Below are 16,157 nucleotides of genomic sequence, written 5' to 3' on the forward strand. Positions count from 1 at the left end.
ATGTCACCCTTCTAGTGCGGCCCTTTGCCGCCCCCTGCCTCCCTGCCTGCCAAAACCCCATGCCCTTCGAACTCACCGTAGAACCCCTCACCCTGCTGATCCTGGCCCTGGTCGCCTTCGTCGCCGGCTTCATCGATGCCATCGCCGGCGGTGGCGGCCTGCTCACCACCCCGGCGCTACTCACCGCCGGCATGCCGCCACACCTGGTACTGGGCACCAACAAGCTCAGCTCTACCTTCGGCTCGGCCACCGCCGGCTTCACCTACTACAGGCGCAAGCTGTTCCACCCGGCGCAATGGCGCCCGGCATTGTTCGCCACCTTGGTCGGTGCTTTGCTCGGTGCAGTGATCGCCCACTACATGCCTGCCGAATGGCTGAACAAGATGCTGCCCGTGATCGTCTTCGCCTGTGGCGTCTACCTGCTGTTCGGCGGCACGCCCAAGGCGCCGCTGGATGCCGATGCGCCGATCAGGAAAAAGTGGCAAGTACCGCAAGGCTTCACCCTGGGCTTCTATGACGGCGTGGCCGGCCCGGGTACCGGGGCGTTCTGGACGGTCAGCACCCTGCTGCTCTACCCCATCGACCTGGTCCGTGCCAGCGGCGTGGCGCGCAGCATGAACTTCGTCAGCAACATCGCAGCGCTGACGGTATTCATCATTTCCGGGCAGGTGGACTACATCGTCGGCCTGTGCATGGGCCTGTCGGTGATGGTTGGCGCCTTCTTCGGCGCATGCACGGCGATCAGTGGCGGCAGCAAGTTCATCCGCCCGGTGTTCATCACCGTGGTGCTGGCATTAACCGTGCGCCTAGCGTGGCAGCACTGGTTCGGGCAGGCCTAAGCGTCTGGCTACATAAAGGTCGATCAGGTACCGGGCAATCGACCGCCCGGCCGGCAGCGGCGGCAGGTCGTGGACGCTGAACCACTTGGCATCCTCGATCTCGTCCGGCTGCATGACGATATCGCCGCCGGCATACTCGGCATGGAAGCCCAGCATCATCGAATGCGGGAACGGCCAGCACTGGCTGCCGACGTACTGGATGTTCCTTACATCCACCGCCACCTCTTCACGCACTTCGCGCACCAGGCAGTCCTCGGCCGACTCGCCCGGCTCGGCAAAGCCTGCCAGGGTGCTGTACACCCCGGTGACGAAGCGTGGCGAACGCGCCAGCAGGATTTCGTCGCCACGGGTCACCAGCACGATCATGCTTGGCGAAATACGCGGGTAGCTGCGCAGGTCGCAAGGCTGGCAGTACATTGCCCGTTCCCAGCGGATCTGCGTCATTGCCTGGCCGCAGCTGCCGCAAAAACGGTGCTCGCGGGCCCAGGTGCCGATCTGCGCGGCATAGCCCAGCACTTTGTAGGTGTCGAAGTCACCCTCGAGCATGAACGCGCGCAGGCCGCGCCAGGCGCAGCCGGGCACGTCGGTGGCGCTGCGCAGCTCCAGCAGGAACACCGGCTGGCCGTCGAAGTGGCCGATGCCGTGCTCGCACAGCACATCGAGGTCCTGGCGCTTGAGCCAGTCGCGAGGGAACAGCGCGCCGTTGTCGTCCACCAGGAACCCTTCCGGGCTGCGGGCCACGGCCAGCCCCCCGGTGATCTGCGGGTCGATTACTGCGGTAGTCCAGCGTGCTGACATGTCGGGGGTTCCCTTACTGCGCGTCCCCCGGCCTGATCAGTCGGCGAACGTCGGTTTCTGTTTGCTCATGTGTGCCGCCACCGCCACGCGCAGGTCTTCGGACTGCAGCATCGCGGCGTTCCAGGTGGCGATGTACTCCAGGCCATCGTCGACGCGATGGTCACGCATGTAGCTGAGCATTTCCTTGGTGCCGGCCACGGCGATCGGCGATTTTGCGGCAATCTCGCCGGCGATGGCAAAGACCCCGTCCATCAGCGCGGCCTGATCATCATAGACCCGGTTGACCAGGCCGATGCGCAGCGCCTCTTCGGCCTCGACATTGCGCCCGGTGAAAGCCAGCTCACGCATCATGCCGTCACCGATGATACGAGGCAAACGTTGCAGTGTGCCGACATCGGCGGCCATGCCCATGTCGATTTCCTTGATCGAGAACTGCGCGTCGCTGCTGCAGTAGCGCATGTCGCAGGCCGAGATCAGATCGATGGCGCCGCCAATGCAGTAACCCTGCACCGCGGCCAGTACCGGCTTGCGGCATTTGTCCACGGCATTGAACGACGCCTGCAGGCGCAGGATGGTGCTGCGCAGGAAGCGTGCGTTACGGCCCACGTCCTTGCCCATCTGCCCTGCCAGCGAAGCCAGCATCATCAGGTCGATACCAGCGGAAAAATGCTTGCCGGCACCGCTGATCACCACCGCCCGCACCGCGTCGGTGTCGTCGACCCACTGGAAGATGTCGATGATCTCCTCCCAGAAGGCAGCGTTCATCGCATTGCGCTTGTCCGGGCGGTTGATCTGAACGTGGGCGATGCTGTTGGTCAGTTCGACCTTGAATGCGCTGTACTCGGTCACGGGCGGCACTCCTGCGGGTGAAGGGTTCATGGCACGGATGGTAACCCACCCCGATGACCGCACTTGTGCCAAAAACGGGACTGTACGCCTTGCCTAAGACGCGCTGATCCGGCACCGTGCGCCATCGCCGAATCATAAGGATACAAATTCATGTCGCGCTCACTGACCGGCGCCCTCGCCCACAGCTTTCTGGGCCAGTCGCCGCTTTGGTACAAGGCAGTCATCTGCCTGTTCCTGGTGCTCAACCCGCTGCTGCTGGTGACCGTCGGCCCGGTCGCTGCCGGCTGGGCACTGGTGCTCGAATTCATCTTCACCCTGGGCATGGCCCTGAAGTGCTACCCGCTGATGCCTGGCGGCCTGCTGCTGGTCGAAGCCCTGCTGTTGCAGATGACCACCCCCCAAGCCCTGTACGAAGAGCTGCAGCACAACTTCCCGGTTATCCTGCTGCTGATGTTCATGGTCGCGGGCATCCACTTCATGAAGGAACTGCTGCTGTTCCTGTTTTCGCGCATCCTGCTGGGGGTGCGTTCGAAGGCGATCCTGGCGTTGCTGTTCTGCGTGCTGTCGGCATTCCTCTCGGCGTTTCTCGATGCGCTGACCGTGACCGCCGTGATCATCAGCGCCGCGGTCGGTTTCTATGCGGTGTACCACCGCGTCGCCTCCGGGGCCAACCCGCGCGAAGACAGTGCGCTGGACAGCGACCAGCAGGTCGCACAGTTGCACCGTGAAGACCTCGACCAGTTCCGCGCCTTCCTGCGCAGCCTGCTGATGCATGGCGCGGTGGGTACCGCCCTGGGCGGCGTGTGCACGCTGGTGGGCGAGCCGCAGAACCTGCTGATCGGCCATGAGATGGGCTGGCACTTCGCCGATTTCTTCCTGAAAGTGGCACCGGTGTCGCTGCCGGTGCTGGGCGCCGGCCTGCTGACCTGCGTGCTGCTGGAGAAGCTGCGCCTGTTCGGCTACGGCACGTTGATGCCCGAGCCGGTGCGTCAGGTACTGGCCGCCTACGCCGCCGAGGACGATGCAGCACGCACCACTGCCCAGCGCATCGCGCTGTGGGTGCAAGGGTTCGCCGCACTGATCCTGATCGTCTGCCTGGGGTTGCACGTTGCCGAGGTCGGCCTGATCGGCCTGATGGTGATCGTGCTGATCACGGCATTCACCGGCATTACCGACGAACACCGCCTGGGCCGTGCCTTCCAGGACGCCATGCCGTTCACTGCATTGCTGGTGGTGTTCTTCGCCGTGGTGGCGGTGATTCATCAGCAGCAACTGTTCAGCCCGTTGATTGCCTGGGTGCTGGCGCTGCCGGCCGAGCAGCAACCGGGCATGCTGTACCTGGCCAACGGCGTGCTGTCGGCGATCAGCGACAACGTGTTCGTTGCCACCATCTACATCACCGAGGTGAAGCAGGCGTTCCTCAATGGCAGCATGAGCCGCGAGCATTTCGAAACGCTGGCGGTGGCGATCAACACCGGCACCAACCTGCCGAGCGTGGCGACGCCGAATGGGCAGGCGGCGTTCCTGTTCCTGCTGACTTCAGCGATTGCGCCGCTGATCCGGCTGTCGTATGGGCGAATGGTGTGGATGGCCTTGCCCTATACCGTAGTGATGGGTGGGCTGGGGTGGTGGGCGGTGACCTACTGGCTGTGATGTAGCTTGTACCGGCCCTATCGCCGGCAAGCCAGCTCCCACAGGTTTTACGCTGAACTCAAGGACTGTGGTGTACCTGTGGGAGCTGGCTTGCCGGCGATAGGGCCAGTGCAGACACAGCACAAGGCCCTGTCGATTCTGCCGCCAGCCATTCGACTATCCCATGCCCCCAGCCACCCCGGTGGCCCGCAGGAAGGCACCAGCGGCGGCTTCACCAACGGCGGCTGGATCGTGCCCTACGCCGAGGAGGGCGTGGTCATCGCCCGTTACGTGCGTGCAGGCGAAGTGCAGACCGGTTCGTTCTGAAAGGCATAATCCTGTACAACTTTTGCCTCTCGTTCGCATCGAAACCCAAGTAAGCCCCGTCCGTATCAAGGAGGTTCACCATGGCGCTACGCACCACGTTGCTGCTTTCCTGCATAACCTTGGCCTTGCTCGGCTGCGCCGGCAACGATCACCCGGCGCCGCCGCGCACCCAGCAGGTCGACCTGCAACGTTACCAGGGCACCTGGTACGAACTCGCGCGGCTGCCGATGTTCTTCCAGCGCAACTGCGTGCAGTCCGAAGCGCACTATGGCCTGCGAGAGGACGGCCGCCTCGACGTGACCAACCGCTGCCAGGAAAAGGACGGCCAGTGGAACCAGGCCAAGGGCATCGCCGAAGCCCAGCAACCGGGCAGCACCGACAAACTCTGGGTGCGCTTCGACAACTGGTTCAGCCGCCTCGCGCCCGGCCTGACCAAGGGCGAGTACTGGGTGCTGTACCACGACCAGGACTACCGCGTAGCCTTGGTCGGCCACCCGAACCGCGAATACCTGTGGCTGCTTTCGCGCACGCCCGCGGTCACCGACCAGCTGCGCGAACAACTGCTGACGATCGCCCGGGAGCAAGGCTATGACACCAGCAAGCTGATCTGGCGGCAGGCCGAGTAGGCAACACCTGGCGGGCCATCGACGACATGCGGCAATCCGGCTAAGGTGTGCGCCCTTACTACCTCGAAGGAACGAGCCCGTTGAGTACCACGCCGCTACCTGCACCCCTTATCCGTCCGACACCCATCCGCCCGCTGGTGCTGACGTCACTGCTGGACTGAAACAAGGAGCCAGACCATGGATTTGCTGTTCCTGGGCACCTCCGCCGGCGTGCCGACCAAGGCACGCAACGTCAGCGCCACCGCAGTGATCGAAGCCAGTGGCAGCCACTGGTACCTGGTCGACTGTGGCGAAGGCACCCAGCACCGGCTGCTGCATACGCCGCTGTCGATCCGCGACTTGCGGGCCATCTTCATCACCCACGTGCACGGCGACCATTGCTTCGGCCTGCCGGGCCTGCTGGCCAGCGCCGGCATGAGCGGGCGCACCCAGCCACTGGACCTTGTCCTGCCCGCCGCCCTGCACGACTGGGTGCGCCAGGGGCTGGTGGCCAGCGATACCTTCCTGCCGTTCGAACTGCGCCTGCTGGCCGTGGAAGAGCTGGTGGAATGGAGCAGTGACGCCCTGCAGGTGACCAGCGTGCAGCTTTCGCACCGGGTGCCGAGCGTCGGCTTCGTGTTCACCGAGCTCAACCCCGAACCGCGCCTGGACATACCGCGCCTGGAAGCCGACGGCATCCCCCGCGGCCCGCTGTGGGGCGAGCTGGCCAAGGGCTTGACGGTGCAGCATGGCGGGCAGCGGCTGCACGGCTGTGATTACTTGCGCCCTTCGCGCCCGCCACGGCGGGTGATCGTGTGCGGCGACAACGACAACCCCGAGCTGTTGGCCGACGTCGCCAAGGGCGCGGACGTGCTGGTGCACGAGGCCACGTTCACCCAGGCGGTGGTCGAGCGCACGGGGGTAACCTTCGGCCACAGCACCGCGGCTGCGGTGGCGCGCTTTGCCGAAACTGCGGGCGTGCGCAACCTGGTGCTGACGCATTTCAGCGCCCGCTACCAGAACGACCCACGGCGCAGCCCGAGCATCGACAACGTGCGCGACGAAGCCCTCGCCCACTACAGCGGGCAGCTGACCCTGGCGCAGGACCTGCAGCGCTATCACATCGGGCGCGATGGCTGTCTCGAACCGGCCGGATGATTTAGCATGGCCGGTTTTCCAAAAGGACTTGGCCATGCAACGCATCGTGATTCTGGGCAACGCCGGCAGTGGCAAATCGACCCTGGCCCGGCAGATAGGCGCATGCTTGGGCGTGCCGGTGGTGCACCTCGATACGTTGTTCTGGGAGACCGGCTGGGTCGAGCCGGATGCCGAGACCTTCCGTACCCGCGTGCGCGATGCGGTGGCTGGGGAGGCTTGGGTATGCGAGGGCAATTATGCCCGCCGCACGTTCGACCTGCGTCTGCCGCGGGCCGACCTGGTCATCTGGCTGGATACGCCGAGACTGACCTGCCTCAAGCGGGTGATCCTGCGCAGCGTGCTGAACAAGCCCCGACCGGACCTGCCGGCAGGATGTACCGAGCGGCTGGACCGGGCGTTTCTGACCTTTTTGAAATTCGTATGGACGTTCGACCGGGGGTATCGGCCGGGGATAGAGGCGAGCCGCCAGGCCACAGGGCCGCAGGTGCCGGTGGTGCATTTGCGAGGTGAACGGCAGATTGCGGCGTTTCTGGCGAGCCTCTCATTGCCTGTTCCGGCCTAATCGCCGGCAAGCCAGCTCCCACAGGTACTGCACATGCCTCAGGGCCAGTGCATCCTGTGGGAACTGACCCAGAGGCATACGCAGTACCTGTGGGGAATATGCAGTACCTATGGGAACTGGCCTTTGGGGCATATGCAGTACCTGTGGGAGCTGGCTTGCCGGCGATAGGGCCGGCGCAGGCGCCTTCTATCTCTGCTCAGGCCGCCAATCGCCCACTGGCAATCGCCTCCGACGCCGCCAGCATCGCGCGCAGCAACACCGCGCAGCCCGCGGCCAGGTCCTCGGGCGTGGCGTTCTCGATCTCGTTATGGCTGATACCGTTCTCGCACGGCACGAAAATCATCCCCGCCGGCCCCAGTTCGGCCAGGAAGATCGCGTCGTGCCCCGCGCCGCTGACGATATCCATATGCGGCAGGCCCAGCGCCTGCGCCGATTCGCGCACGGCATCGACACACCCTTGGTCGAAGTACAACGCCGGGAAATCGGCTGTGGGTACCAGTTCGTGGCTCAGGCCATGCCTGGCACAGGTCGCCTCGATCACCGCGCGCACATCGGCAATCATCGCATTCAGCTGCTCACCCTCCAGATGACGGAAATCCAGGGTCATGCGCACTTCGCCCGGGATCACGTTGCGCGAGCCCGGGTAGGCCTGCAGGCAACCCACCGTGCCACAGGCATGGGGCTGGTGGCCGAGGGCGGTGCGGTTGACTGCCTCCACCACCGCCGCCGCGCCGACCAGGGCGTCCTTGCGCAGGTGCATGGGCGTAGGGCCGGCATGGGCCTCGACACCGCGCAGGGTCAGATCGAACCACTTCTGACCTAGCGCGCCCAGCACCACGCCGATGGTCTTGGCCTGATCTTCGAGGATCGGGCCCTGCTCGATATGCGCTTCGAAATAGGCCCCCACCGGGTGGCCTGATACGGCGCGCGGGCCGGCGTAGCCGATGGCGTTCAACGCCTCGCCAACGCTGACACCCTGGGCGTCGCGCTTGGCCAGGGTTTCCTCCAGGGTGAACTTGCCGGCGAACACCCCGGAACCCATCATGCACGGCGCAAAGCGCGAACCTTCCTCGTTGGTCCACACCACCACTTCCAGCGGTGCTTCGGTTTCGATGCCCAGGTCGTTGAGGGTGCGGAGCACCTCCAGCCCAGCCATCACCCCGAAGCAGCCGTCGAACTTGCCACCGGTGGGCTGGGTGTCGATATGGCTGCCGGTCATCACCGGGGGCAGCTTGGGGTTACGCCCCGGGCGACGGGCGAAGATGTTGCCGACAGCGTCGACGCTGACCGTGCATCCGGCGGCCTCGCTCCACTGCACGAACAGGTCGCGGGCCTGGCGGTCGAGGTCGGTCAGGGCCAGGCGGCACACGCCGCCCTTGGCGGTGGCACCGAGGCGGGCCAGGTCCATCAGGGACTGCCACAGGCGGGTGCTGTCGATGTGGTGGGCGGTGGTCTTCAGGATCTCTTTGACTGGGGTCACGGGTTTCTCCTTCAGGCTTTTTGTTGTCTGTGCCGGCCTCTTCGCGGGCATGCCCGCTCCCACAGGATCACCACAGGTCTGGAAAACCGTGCAGTACCTGTGGGAGCGGGCGAGCCCGCGAAGGAGCCAACGCGGTCTCACGGTAAGGGCTTGGCCACCCGCGCCGGGCTGCGCGCGACCACGCCGGCGAAGAGGTAATACAGCGCCCCGCCCAGCAGCGAACCGGTGAACCAGCCGTAGTCGTAGAACCAGCTGAAACTGCTGTTGCCAATGGCCATCACGGTCAGCGCGACCGGCAACGCAAAGGCGGCAAAACCGGCCCAGTTCCACGCCGGGTACACGTCGTCGCGGTACAACCCGGCCAGGTCCAGCTTCTGCCGACGGATCAGGAAGTAGTCCACCACCATGATCCCGGCGATCGGCCCCAGCAGGCTGGAATAGCCCAGCAGCCAGTTGGAGTACACGCTCTCCAGGCTCAGGTCGGAGACGATCCAGCCCAGCTTCTTCAGCAGCTCATGGCCCATCAGCGCCAGGCCGATGAAGCCGGTCAGCCACACCGCGCGGCTGCGCCCGATCAGGCGTGGGGCGATGTTCTGGAAATCGTTGGTCGGCGACACGATGTTCGCTGCGGTGTTGGTCGACAGCGTGGCGATCACGATCAACGCCATGGCCAGGGCCACCCAGAACGGGCTGTGGATCTTGCCGATCAGGCTGACCGGGTCGGACACGGTCTCGCCAACCAGCGATGCCGAAGCAGCGGTGAGCACAACGCCCAGCGCGGCGAACAGGAACATGGTCAGCGGCAAGCCGAAGATCTGCCCGAGAATCTGGTCCTTCTGACTGCGGGCGTAGCGGCTGAAGTCGGGGATGTTCAGCGACAGCGTGGCCCAGAAACCGACCATGGCGGTAAGCCCGGCGCAGAAGTAGCCGAGCATGTTCGCCCCTTCCGGGCGCTTGGGCGGCTGGGCCAGCAGTTCGGTCATCGACATGTGCGGCAAGGCCCAGAACAGCAGGCCGACGCCGACCGCCACCAGCAGCGGTGCCGAAAGCGTTTCGAGCCACTTGATCGACTCGGCGCCGCGCAGCACCACCCACAGGTTCAGGCACCAGAAGATCATGAAGCCGATCACCTCGCCGGTGCCGCCCAAAGCTTTCCAGCCGTCGAACACCGAGCCGAGGAACAGGTGGATGGCCAGGCCGCCGAACATGGTCTGGATGCCGAACCAGCCACAGGCGACCACTGCCCGGATCAGGCATGGCACGTTGGAGCCAAGGATGCCGAACGACGAACGCAGCAGCACCGGGAACGGAATGCCGTACTTGGTGCCAGGGAAGGCGTTGAGGGTGAGCGGGATCAGCACGATCAGGTTGGCCAGCAAAATCGCCAGCAGGGCCTCGCCCACGCTGAGGCCGAAGTAGGCGGTGAGCACGCCGCCGAGGGTGTAGGTGGGCACGCAGATGGACATGCCCACCCACAGGGCGGTGATATGCCATTTGTTCCAGGTGCGCTGGTGCACCTTGGTCGGGGCGATGTCGTGGTTGTAGCGCGGGCTGTCGAGGACATCGCTGCCCTCGGACAGCTCGAACAGGCCATCCTGCTCGACCACTTCCGATCTGCTCTGCTGCATGGGGCCTTCTCCAGATTTTCTTGTAGTTGTTTGCCCATCGGGTTGATGCGATGGCCGGAGTACACACGCTTTATGTGCTTGAAAATCTCGACCAGATTTTCATCTTGTCAAGTCAGTCAAAGTTTCAAAAAGCCCCGTAGTCAGCACTGCAAAATAAATAATTTCCTTAATTTCAATGAGTTAAAAACCACAAAATTAATGGGAAAATTTTCTTGCTGAATGCCGTATCTGCATCTAGCCTCCAATCTTGTCAGGTCTGACAGGATTAACCGCCCTGCACGCCCTGCACCCAGACAATTCCAAGAACCGGCCCAGACCGGTCAGCCTGCGAGGAAAACGGCATGTCCCTGTTGATCCGTGGCGCCACCGTGGTCACCCACGAAGAGAGTTACCCCGCCGATGTCCTGTGTGCCGATGGCCTGATCCGCGCCATCGGGCAAAACCTCGAACCGCCCACCGACTGCGAGATCCTCGACGGCAGCGGCCAGTACCTGATGCCCGGCGGCATCGACCCGCATACCCACATGCAGCTGCCGTTCATGGGCACCGTGGCCAGCGAGGACTTCTTCAGCGGCACCGCCGCGGGCCTGGCCGGTGGCACCACCTCGATCATCGACTTCGTCATCCCCAACCCGCAGCAGTCGTTGCTGGATGCCTTCCACACCTGGCGCGGCTGGGCGCAGAAAAGCGCCAGCGACTACGGCTTCCATGTCGCCATCACCTGGTGGAGCGAGCAGGTGGCCGAAGAAATGGGCGAACTGGTGGCCAAACATGGGGTGAACAGCTTCAAGCACTTCATGGCCTACAAGAATGCGATCATGGCCGCCGACGACACCCTGGTGGCCAGCTTCGAACGCTGCCTGCAACTGGGTGCGGTGCCCACCGTGCATGCCGAGAACGGCGAACTGGTGTACCACCTGCAGAAAAAACTGCTGGCCCAGGGCCTGACCGGGCCGGAAGCCCACCCGCTGTCACGCCCGTCCCAGGTCGAGGGCGAGGCGGCCAGCCGCGCCATCCGCATTGCCGAGACCCTGGGCACGCCACTGTACCTGGTGCATGTTTCCAGCCGCGAAGCGCTGGACGAAATCGCCTATGCCAGGGGCAAGGGCCAGCCGGTGTACGGCGAAGTGCTGCCAGGCCATCTACTGCTGGATGACAGCGTCTACCGCGACCCGGACTGGGCCACCGCCGCAGGCTACGTGATGAGCCCACCGTTCCGCCCGCGTGAACACCAGGAGGCGCTGTGGCGCGGGCTGCAGTCGGGCAACCTGCACACCACCGCCACCGACCATTGCTGCTTCTGCGCCGAGCAGAAAGCCATGGGCCGCGACGACTTCAGCCGTATCCCCAACGGCACTGCCGGCATCGAGGACCGCATGGCGGTGCTGTGGGATGCCGGGGTGAACAGCGGGCGCCTGTCGATGCATGAGTTCGTCGCGCTGACCTCCACCAACACCGCGAAAATCTTCAACCTGTTCCCGCGCAAAGGTGCCATTCGCGTTGGTGCCGACGCCGACCTGGTGCTGTGGGACCCGCAAGGCACGCGCACCATTTCGGCCAGGACCCACCACCAGAAGGTGGACTTCAACATCTTCGAAGGCCGTACCGTGCGCGGCATCCCCAGCCACACCATCAGCCAGGGCAAGGTGCTCTGGGCCGATGGCGACCTGCGTGCGAAAAAAGGCGCGGGCCGGTATGTGGAACGGCCGGCGTATCCGTCGGTGTACGAGGTGCTGGGGCGCAGGGCCGAAGTGCAGCGGCCGACGCCCGTGCAGCGCTGAAGCCATTGGGGCTGCTGCGCAGCCCATCGCCGGCAAGCCAGCTCCCACAGGAATAGTGCTGCTCTCAAGGGCATGGCTCTCCTGATGGAACCAGCTCTCAAGGGCATGGGCCTCCTGATGGCACCAGCTCTTGCAGGGATGGCATTGCTCTCACGGACAACACTGTACCTGTGGGAGCTGGCTTGCCGGCGATTGGGGCGCACCGCGCCCCCATTCCAAGCCCCATATAAAAAGAGAGGCTACAACCGTGATCGATGCCCTGAACCACTTGCCGCGCCCACGGGCCGGCGCCGACCAGCTGGCCGAGCGCTTCAGCGACCTGGCCCCACCCCTCACCGCCCGCCAGGCCGCCGTCGAAAGCGCACGCTGTCTGTATTGCTATGACGCCCCCTGCGTCAACGCTTGCCCCAGCGACATCGACATCCCGTCGTTCATCCACCGCATCAGCGACGAAAACCTACAAGGCGCCGCCGAGCGCATCCTCTCGGCCAACATCCTCGGCGGCAGTTGCGCCCGCGTCTGCCCCACCGAAATCCTTTGCCAGCAAGCGTGCGTGCGCAACAACGCGCAGGAATGTGCACCGGTGCTGATCGGCCAGCTGCAGCGCTATGCCCTGGACAACGCCCAGTTCACCGAGCACCCGTTCCAGCGTTCGCCGGCCACTGGCAAGCGCATCGCCGTAGTGGGTGCCGGCCCCGCCGGGCTGTCGTGCGCCCACCGCCTGGCCATGCACGGGCATGATGTGGTGGTGTTCGAGGCCAGCGACAAGGCCGGTGGCCTCAACGAGTACGGCATCGCCCGCTACAAGCTGGTGGACGACTACGCCCAGCGTGAAGTGGAATTCCTGCTCGGCATCGGCGGCATCGAGATCCGCCATGGCCAGCGCCTGGGCAGCAACCTCGGCCTGGGCGAACTGCGCGATCAGTACGACGCAGTGTTCCTCGGCCTCGGCCTGAATGCCGTGCGCCAGCTCGGCCTTCCGGATGAAGAGGCCCCCGGCCTGCTCGCCGCCACCGCATACATCCGCGAACTGCGCCAGGCCGACGACCTGAGCCAGCTGCCCCTGGCCGACCGCTGCCTGGTGATCGGCGCCGGCAACACCGCCATCGACATGGCCGTGCAGATGAGCCGCCTGGGTGCCCGTGACGTCAACCTGGTGTACCGCCGTGGCCATGCCGACATGGGTGCCACCGGCCACGAGCAGGACATCGCCAAGGCCAACCAGGTGCGCCTGCATACCTGGGCCCGCCCCGATGCCGTGCTGCTGAACGACAGCGGCCAGGTGCGCGGCATGCGCTTTGCCCGCACCGAGCTGGCAGACGGCCGCCTGCGCGACACCGGCGAAACCTTCGAACTGGCCGCCGATGCCATCTTCAAGGCCATCGGCCAACGCTTCGACGACGCCAGCCTCGGCGACCCGGTAGCCGCGCAACTGGCTCGCGAAGGCGAGCGCATCCGCGTCGACGAAAGGATGCAAACTAGCCTGCCTGGCGTATATGCCGGCGGCGACTGCACCGCCCTGGGCCAGGACCTTACCGTCCAGGCGGTGCAACACGGCAAGCTGGCCGCCGAAGCCATCCATGCCCAACTCATGCTCAACGTGGAGGCTGCGTAAATGGCCGACCTGTCCATCGAATTTGCCGGCATCAAGGCACCCAACCCCTTCTGGCTGGCCTCCGCACCGCCAACCGACAAGGCCTACAACGTGGTCCGCGCCTTCGAGGCCGGCTGGGGTGGCGTAGTGTGGAAAACCCTGGGCGAAGACCCGGCGGCAGTCAACGTGTCGTCGCGCTACTCGGCGCATTACGGCCCCAACCGCCAGGTGCAAGGCATCAACAACATCGAGCTGATCACCGACCGCTCGCTGGACATCAACCTGCGCGAAATCACCCAGGTGAAGAAGGACTGGCCCGACCGCGCGCTGATCGTGTCGCTGATGGTGCCGTGCGTGGAAGACTCGTGGAAGTTCATCCTGCCGCTGGTGGAAGCCACCGGGGCCGATGGCATCGAACTGAACTTCGGCTGCCCGCACGGCATGCCGGAGCGCGGCATGGGTGCGGCGGTTGGCCAGGTGCCGGAGTACGTGGAAATGGTCACCCGCTGGTGCAAGACGTACTGCTCGCTGCCGGTGATCGTCAAACTCACGCCGAACATCACCGACATCCGCCAGTCGGCGCGCGCCGCGCACCGTGGTGGGGCCGATGCAGTGTCGCTGATCAATACCATCAACTCGATCACCAGCGTCGACCTCGACCGCATGGTCGCCCACCCCATCGTTGGCGACCAGAGCACCCATGGCGGCTACTGCGGTTCGGCGGTGAAACCGATTGCCCTGAACATGGTGGCGGAAATCGCCCGCGACCCGCAAACGCGCGGCTTGCCGATCTGCGGCATTGGCGGAATCGGCAGCTGGCGTGACGCAGCCGAGTTCATGGCCCTGGGCAGTGGCGCCGTGCAAGTGTGCACGGCGGCGATGCTGCACGGCTTCCGCATCGTCGAGGACATGAAGGACGGCCTGGCGCGTTGGATGGACCAGCACGGGCACCGCAACATCGAGGCGTTCCGCGGCCAGGCGGTGGGGCATACCACCGACTGGAAGTACCTGGACATGAACTACAAGTCGGTGGCGCACATCGACCAGCAAGCATGCATTGGCTGCGGGCGCTGCCACATTGCCTGCGAGGATACTTCGCACCAGGCGATTGCCAGTACGCTGAATGCAGATGGCACGCATGCCTACAGCGTGATTGAGGAGGAATGCGTGGGCTGCAATCTGTGCCAGATCACCTGTCCGGTGGAGAACTGCATCGAGATGGTGGCTCAGGATACCGGCAAGCCGTACCTGAACTGGACGCAGGACCCGCGTAATCCCTACCGCGAGGCCAGTTGAGGCAATTGGGGCTGCCTTGCAGCCCTTCGCGGGCACGCCCGCTCCTACAGGGATCGCGCCGTTTGGGAGGGCAGCGAAACACCTGTGGGAGCGGGCGTGCCCGCGAAGGGCCGCAAAGCGGCCCCAATCGCTCCACGTACACCGGCCTCAAGGCTCCAGCCCGATCCCCCGCAAGATCACGCTGGTCACCGTCTGCACGGCATTTTCAAAGGCCATGTCCGACAACGCCTCCCCGCCATTGAGTAACGTCACCTGGTAACCAAAGTCGGCATAGTGCTGGGTCGAGGCCCAGATCATGTACAAAAGCGCCGACGGCTCCACCGGCAGGATGCGCCCCTCCTCCACCCAGCGGCGGATCTTGGCTTCCTTCAACTTGGCCCAGGGCACCAGGCTTTCATCCAGGTTCACCCCCAGCACTGGCGCCCCATGCAGCATCTCTTCGGCCCAGATCTTCGAGCCCAGCGGCCGCGAGCGCGAGTGGCCCATCTTCGCCCGGATGTAACTGGTCAGCACCACGCGCGGGTCGTCGAAGTTCTCGAAGCACAGCGCGTCCTGCTTCCACACATCCAGCAGGTCCTGCAGCACCGCGCGGAACAGGTCGTCCTTGGTGCTGAAGTAATAATGCAGGTTGGAACGCGGCAACTCGGCCTGCTCAGCGATATCACCCATCGAGGTGGCGCCGTAGCCCTTCTCGGCGAACACCTTTTCCGCCGCCTGCAGAATCTTCTCGATATTGCGCCGGCGGATTTCGATCTTGTGGTTGGCCATCAGGCTTGCGCCGTCCACACCGCCAGCTCATAACCGTCTGGGTAGATGAAATTGAACTCGATGTTGTCGATCTGCCGATCAGTACCGCAAATGCCCATGTGTGCTCCGTGCCGAAGGGGTTTGCCCTAGTCTACCCCGGTCGTTTCACACTTTTACATCAGGCGGCCTGAAACAACCGGGTAATCACAGGTTGCTGTCGGTGACGCGCCTGCCAGATATCGTAATCAGCCTGAATGGCCAACCACAACCGGGCGGTGCTGATTCCAGCCATCTCCAGGCGTATTGCCAAGTCTGGAGACATCGCCGCGCGACCATGCAATACCCGCGAAAGCGCTTCTCGAGAGAACCCAAGATGCGATGCGAAGGCTTTCACCGTCAGACCTAACGCGGGCAGAACATCTTCACGCAAGGTTTCGCCTGGATGTGGCGGATTGTGCAAAGGCATGCTCAGCTCTCCTATTCAGTGGTAATCAAGGTAATCGACCAGTTCGACATCCGAACCCACGAAGCGAAAGATCAGCCGCCAGTTACCAGAGACACTGACTGACCAGAAGTCCGATAACTCCCCTTTGAGCGGATGCAACTGCCAGCTTGGAACGCTCAAATCTTGCGCAGACATGGCGCAATCAAGAAACTGGAGTTGCCGCTTCAAGCGCTTTGCGTGAGAGACCTGGATCCCTCGGGTGTTGCCCGTTTCATGAAAAATTCGCAGTCCCTTGTGTCGAAAACTGATGATCATGGGTAGCTCGCCGTGTCCATTTGGGAGACGAGCCAAGTGTGACCCCATGCATCACACGAAGCAAAGTATCATGTGTGACGCAATGCGTCACACATTAATTA

Annotated in this window: 16 protein-coding genes; 9 read left to right on the top strand and 7 right to left on the bottom strand. The window is 64.2% G+C overall.

Features of this window, described 5'->3' with window-relative positions:
- Positions 1-59: 59 nt before the first annotated feature.
- Positions 60-839 (top strand): TSUP family transporter, encoded by a 780-nt coding sequence (locus B2790_RS22440; RefSeq protein WP_286919792.1) that lies wholly within the window; start codon positions 60-62, stop codon positions 837-839.
- On the opposite strand, the gene nudC is transcribed toward B2790_RS22440, so the two are convergent.
- Both nudC and B2790_RS22450 read right to left on the bottom strand, forming a co-directional pair.
- Positions 807-1,637: an NAD(+) diphosphatase gene (gene nudC / locus B2790_RS22445; RefSeq protein WP_286919793.1), complete on the bottom strand. Its 831-nt coding sequence runs from the start codon at positions 1,635-1,637 to the stop codon at positions 807-809. The two genes, B2790_RS22440 and nudC, sit on opposite strands and share 33 nt — an antisense overlap.
- Before the next feature lie 36 nt (positions 1,638-1,673).
- A complete protein-coding gene (locus tag B2790_RS22450) occupies positions 1,674-2,486 on the bottom strand; it encodes a crotonase/enoyl-CoA hydratase family protein (protein ID WP_286919794.1) in 813 nt (270 codons plus the stop codon).
- A 150-nt stretch (positions 2,487-2,636) separates the two neighbouring features.
- Between B2790_RS22450 and nhaB the strand changes: the two genes are divergently transcribed.
- The 5 genes from nhaB to B2790_RS22475 all read left to right on the top strand — a co-directional run bounded on the left by nhaB (position 2,637) and on the right by B2790_RS22475 (position 6,770).
- Complete coding sequence (gene nhaB / locus B2790_RS22455) at positions 2,637-4,139, top strand: sodium/proton antiporter NhaB (RefSeq protein WP_286919795.1); 1,503 nt, start codon at positions 2,637-2,639, stop codon at positions 4,137-4,139.
- 108 nt (positions 4,140-4,247) lie between these two features.
- Positions 4,248-4,445, top strand: coding sequence for a hypothetical protein (locus tag B2790_RS25125; RefSeq protein WP_286919796.1), 198 nt, complete (start codon positions 4,248-4,250; stop codon positions 4,443-4,445).
- A gap of 80 nt (positions 4,446-4,525) precedes the next feature.
- A complete protein-coding gene (locus tag B2790_RS22465) occupies positions 4,526-5,071 on the top strand; it encodes a lipocalin family protein (RefSeq protein WP_286919797.1) in 546 nt (181 codons plus the stop codon).
- Positions 5,072-5,248: 177 nt separating this feature from the next.
- A complete protein-coding gene (locus tag B2790_RS22470) occupies positions 5,249-6,208 on the top strand; it encodes a ribonuclease Z (RefSeq protein ID WP_286919798.1) in 960 nt (319 codons plus the stop codon).
- Between the two features lie 34 nt (positions 6,209-6,242).
- Positions 6,243-6,770, top strand: coding sequence for an AAA family ATPase (locus tag B2790_RS22475; protein ID WP_286919799.1), 528 nt, complete (start codon positions 6,243-6,245; stop codon positions 6,768-6,770).
- A gap of 196 nt (positions 6,771-6,966) precedes the next feature.
- Here the strand turns inward: B2790_RS22475 and B2790_RS22480 are convergent, their stop codons facing one another.
- Both B2790_RS22480 and B2790_RS22485 read right to left on the bottom strand, forming a co-directional pair.
- A complete protein-coding gene (locus B2790_RS22480; protein ID WP_286919800.1) occupies positions 6,967-8,250 on the bottom strand; it encodes a Zn-dependent hydrolase in 1,284 nt (427 codons plus the stop codon).
- 137 nt (positions 8,251-8,387) lie between these two features.
- Positions 8,388-9,878, bottom strand: a complete 1,491-nt coding sequence (locus tag B2790_RS22485; protein ID WP_025339793.1) for an NCS1 family nucleobase:cation symporter-1 — start codon at positions 9,876-9,878, stop codon at positions 8,388-8,390.
- A 341-nt stretch (positions 9,879-10,219) separates the two neighbouring features.
- Here B2790_RS22485 and hydA point away from each other — a divergent pair, with 341 nt between their 5' ends.
- From hydA to preA, 3 genes are all read left to right on the top strand, one after another.
- Positions 10,220-11,659 carry a dihydropyrimidinase gene (hydA, locus tag B2790_RS22490; protein ID WP_286919801.1) on the top strand — a complete coding sequence of 480 codons (1,440 nt, stop codon included), beginning with the start codon at positions 10,220-10,222 and terminating at the stop codon, positions 11,657-11,659.
- A 247-nt stretch (positions 11,660-11,906) separates the two neighbouring features.
- Positions 11,907-13,274: an NAD(P)-dependent oxidoreductase gene (locus tag B2790_RS22495; protein WP_286919802.1), complete on the top strand. Its 1,368-nt coding sequence runs from the start codon at positions 11,907-11,909 to the stop codon at positions 13,272-13,274.
- Complete coding sequence (preA, locus tag B2790_RS22500; protein ID WP_013973314.1) at positions 13,275-14,549, top strand: NAD-dependent dihydropyrimidine dehydrogenase subunit PreA; 1,275 nt, start codon at positions 13,275-13,277, stop codon at positions 14,547-14,549.
- 147 nt (positions 14,550-14,696) lie between these two features.
- Here the strand turns inward: preA and B2790_RS22505 are convergent, their stop codons facing one another.
- The 3 genes from B2790_RS22505 to B2790_RS22515 all read right to left on the bottom strand — a co-directional run bounded on the left by B2790_RS22505 (position 14,697) and on the right by B2790_RS22515 (position 16,056).
- On the bottom strand, positions 14,697-15,317 hold the full coding sequence (locus B2790_RS22505) for a TetR/AcrR family transcriptional regulator (RefSeq protein ID WP_015270992.1): 621 nt from the start codon (positions 15,315-15,317) through the stop codon (positions 14,697-14,699).
- A 157-nt stretch (positions 15,318-15,474) separates the two neighbouring features.
- Positions 15,475-15,762, bottom strand: coding sequence for a HigA family addiction module antitoxin (locus B2790_RS22510; protein ID WP_025339798.1), 288 nt, complete (start codon positions 15,760-15,762; stop codon positions 15,475-15,477).
- Positions 15,763-15,777: 15 nt separating this feature from the next.
- Entirely contained in the window at positions 15,778-16,056 is a 279-nt protein-coding gene (locus B2790_RS22515; RefSeq protein ID WP_286919803.1) for a type II toxin-antitoxin system RelE/ParE family toxin, read from the bottom strand.
- Positions 16,057-16,157: the final 101 nt, after the last annotated feature.

Source organism: Pseudomonas sp. UBA6753, assembly GCF_002453565.1.
GTDB lineage: Bacteria > Pseudomonadota > Gammaproteobacteria > Pseudomonadales > Pseudomonadaceae > Aquipseudomonas > Aquipseudomonas putida_Z.

Coding starts and splice junctions, on each gene's coding strand:
- B2790_RS22440 (WP_286919792.1), top strand. CDS start 60: ATGCCCTTCGAACTCACCGTAGAACCCCTCACCCTGCTGATCCTGGCC.
- nudC (WP_286919793.1), bottom strand. CDS start 1,637: ATGTCAGCACGCTGGACTACCGCAGTAATCGACCCGCAGATCACCGGG.
- nhaB (WP_286919795.1), top strand. CDS start 2,637: ATGTCGCGCTCACTGACCGGCGCCCTCGCCCACAGCTTTCTGGGCCAG.
- B2790_RS22465 (WP_286919797.1), top strand. CDS start 4,526: ATGGCGCTACGCACCACGTTGCTGCTTTCCTGCATAACCTTGGCCTTG.
- B2790_RS22470 (WP_286919798.1), top strand. CDS start 5,249: ATGGATTTGCTGTTCCTGGGCACCTCCGCCGGCGTGCCGACCAAGGCA.
- B2790_RS22475 (WP_286919799.1), top strand. CDS start 6,243: ATGCAACGCATCGTGATTCTGGGCAACGCCGGCAGTGGCAAATCGACC.
- B2790_RS22485 (WP_025339793.1), bottom strand. CDS start 9,878: ATGCAGCAGAGCAGATCGGAAGTGGTCGAGCAGGATGGCCTGTTCGAG.
- hydA (WP_286919801.1), top strand. CDS start 10,220: ATGTCCCTGTTGATCCGTGGCGCCACCGTGGTCACCCACGAAGAGAGT.
- preA (WP_013973314.1), top strand. CDS start 13,275: ATGGCCGACCTGTCCATCGAATTTGCCGGCATCAAGGCACCCAACCCC.
- B2790_RS22505 (WP_015270992.1), bottom strand. CDS start 15,317: ATGGCCAACCACAAGATCGAAATCCGCCGGCGCAATATCGAGAAGATT.
- B2790_RS22510 (WP_025339798.1), bottom strand. CDS start 15,762: ATGCCTTTGCACAATCCGCCACATCCAGGCGAAACCTTGCGTGAAGAT.
- B2790_RS22515 (WP_286919803.1), bottom strand. CDS start 16,056: ATGATCATCAGTTTTCGACACAAGGGACTGCGAATTTTTCATGAAACG.